Raw genomic sequence first — 2,565 nt, forward strand, 5'->3', positions numbered from 1 at the left:
GAAATCCATCGCTTCTGCAGAAGCCTGGATATACGTCGCCCACATTCGCCTGCTCACACGCAGGCTCGCAAGAGCTTGATATCAAACCATTCTTTTTGATTCAGGCTCTTAGGGTTTGGCGGGCGGCCCAATCTTCGCTTTGGGACAAGGCGGAAGGGGGCGCTGGAGGTGAATACGGAGCCTACGCTGGGAGTGTGAGGAGGAAATTGTGAGGTCGAATGGCAGGTCTCTAATCGCTGCCACCAAATTGAAATCACGCCGTCTCGAACATACCTATTGGTCTCCCTTGGCCAGTTAGGCACCAACGGGAGGAACAGGTACTTAGCAATAATTTGGCGCTACCATCTTAGCGCCTTCTGAGGGTGGGGTTAAATGACGACACTTAGCGATGTTGATATTGCGACGGAAATCCAAGCACAAAGGCTGGTTCGCAACGCCGACCTACGCGGACTTGCAGGGGCTTGCTACGAACTGCGGATGGGTACGGTATATTACGATTTGACCGAGGGTGGGAAGCGAATTGCCCTAACGCCAGGTCAGGTGGTGCTTATTAAGCCGGGGCATCGTGTTGTGCTCATCACGGCTGAAGATCTCGACGTTCCTCCCAACATTCTGGTGCGTGTGGTAAGCAAGGGCTCATTGTTTAGCGTAGGGCTAAGCCCAGTTGCGACCTACGCAGACCCCGGTTTCAGCGGAAATCTGGGGATCGTAACCCAGAACATCAGTGATAAATATGTAGAACTCCCCCAAGGTGAACCGATAGCAAAGGCAGATTTCACGCGGCTTTCGACTGCTGCCGAACACTTGTACCAAGGTCAGCATGGGTTTCAGGTCGGAATCTGGCCCATCAAAACTCACTTGCAGAAAGAGCATAGTGATGTAGCCAAAGATCCTCGCGTGCGATCGGAGAAAGAAGAAGCATTCGCACTACTTCCTTCAGCAACGAGAACGGCTATACGTCGGGTAGAGAACACACAAATTTGGACAAACGCTGGAATATTCCTGGCAATAATTATCAACGCAGCGTCTTTATTTGCTATCGGTGGAAAGATGGAGGATAATTTTTATGGTATTGTAGGTAACCTGATTGCAAGCGCTATAATCGGCCTTGCTGCCTTGTTCATCAACTTCCGTCGAAGGAATGGCTAAAGTGGAACTTTCGGCACTTATAAAAAAACAAATTGATGCGGATGAGCGTCGAGGCTTTCCGGTGAGGTTCGGGAGCGACTCTGAACGGCATGATCAACTTATGCGTGACCTGGTTGGCTTGATTGGAGAAGCAGGTGAATTTGCCGACTTATTGAAGAAAGTTGGTCTAGCGCTGTCAACCATGGGGTACGTCGGCCCTAGTCTCTCAGAGGCCGCGCCGCGCCTGAGATCTGAGCTTGCAGACGTGGCGATATATCTATTTAGATTGTCAACAATACTTGATGGTGATCTTGAAAAAGACGTTCTCGGTAAAATGAAAATCAATGAAGAGCGATACCGTTACCTTGAGCGATAGGCTTGTTTTTCTTCTCGCGGTAAATACTGGGCTTGTTACGGGCGGAAAGCCCGACAATCGCTTCTTGGAATTTTACAGGGGTCGAAGCTCATCTAGCCTCTATTGCGCGATCGTTGGAAACGTAGTTGTGCCGGGTGGATTCGCTAGCAATGATGTAACCCCCGCCCTTACTACTGATCCTGTTTGGGCCGATCTTGCATCCACAATCCGAGCACAAGGCACGCTGCCCGGCATTCAACTGGCTACCACGTGGGAAGGCTATGTCGGCGCACGAAAATTCCTAACGGGGGAAGCGAATAAGTTCATTCCTTTAGCGCGATGTATGGTCAGGTCCATGGATTCGGATAGCATGGCTGCTGTGCTCGACTCTTTTGATCTGGCGTCAAACATGGCCATTCGGCATGGCTTTGGTCACATCCAAATCCATGCGGCGCATGGCTATCTGCTCAGCCTTCTGGTTGATCACCGCATCAATTGTGCCGCCAATAGTGCGCTCGATCGGTTGGGGTTGCTCGCAGAGCGGCTGAGACATGAGGGTGTCGAAACATCGATCCGTATCTCACTAAGAACCGGCGATTCGGATTTTGACAGTTCAGGTTCTGAGGTATTCCAAGATACTATCTCAAAGTTACCATTTGATTTCGTAGACATATCATCGGGGTTTTACAATATTGATAAGCGTTTAATTTATCCTTCACGGCCAGATATTATCACTCATCGCATACAAGAAAGTGTGGCGTTGGCGTTACGGCATCCATACCGCTCTTTTATTCTTTCTGGACGTGCGATGAGCCAAGATTGGGCTAGCATCCCATCCAATATGCACGCAGGGATATGCCGAGATCTCATTGCTAATCCGAGGTTTTTACAAGAACCGCACGACGGTTGCAGAAATCACAACAAATGCCACTACTATTCACGCGGGGGCAGCCATCTCATTTGTGCGAGGTGGCCCGAAGCTCAATTAAGGCAGCTTGGCAAACGTGCCTCAGCAACTAATAAAGCGGACTAGCACGGCTCAGGGTCGGCAATCGCCCCCTCACCCCCCCGCCAACCTTGGC

At 50.5% G+C, this 2,565-nt stretch carries 3 protein-coding genes; all 3 read left to right on the forward strand.

The window, feature by feature from the left end; translation table 11 throughout:
- Positions 1–372: 372 nt before the first annotated feature.
- The 3 genes from FFS37_RS35600 to FFS37_RS35610 are packed head-to-tail and all read left to right on the forward strand — an operon-like array spanning position 373 to position 2,516.
- Positions 373–1,149: a dCTP deaminase domain-containing protein gene (locus FFS37_RS35600; RefSeq protein ID WP_137935552.1), complete on the forward strand. Its 777-nt coding sequence runs from the start codon at positions 373–375 to the stop codon at positions 1,147–1,149.
- 1 nt (position 1,150) lies between these two features.
- Positions 1,151–1,504, forward strand: coding sequence for a MazG nucleotide pyrophosphohydrolase domain-containing protein (locus FFS37_RS35605; RefSeq protein ID WP_137935553.1), 354 nt, complete (start codon positions 1,151–1,153; stop codon positions 1,502–1,504).
- Positions 1,473–2,516, forward strand: coding sequence for a beta/alpha barrel domain-containing protein (locus FFS37_RS35610; RefSeq protein WP_137935554.1), 1,044 nt, complete (start codon positions 1,473–1,475; stop codon positions 2,514–2,516). The genes FFS37_RS35605 and FFS37_RS35610 overlap by 32 nt, the downstream gene beginning before the upstream one ends.
- Positions 2,517–2,565: the final 49 nt, after the last annotated feature.

The sequence above is a fragment of the Mesorhizobium comanense genome, assembly GCF_005503535.1.
Classification (GTDB): Bacteria; Pseudomonadota; Alphaproteobacteria; order Rhizobiales; family Rhizobiaceae; genus Mesorhizobium; species Mesorhizobium comanense.

Coding starts and splice junctions, on each gene's coding strand:
- FFS37_RS35600 (WP_137935552.1), top strand. CDS start 373: ATGACGACACTTAGCGATGTTGATATTGCGACGGAAATCCAAGCACAA.
- FFS37_RS35610 (WP_137935554.1), top strand. CDS start 1,473: ATGAAGAGCGATACCGTTACCTTGAGCGATAGGCTTGTTTTTCTTCTC.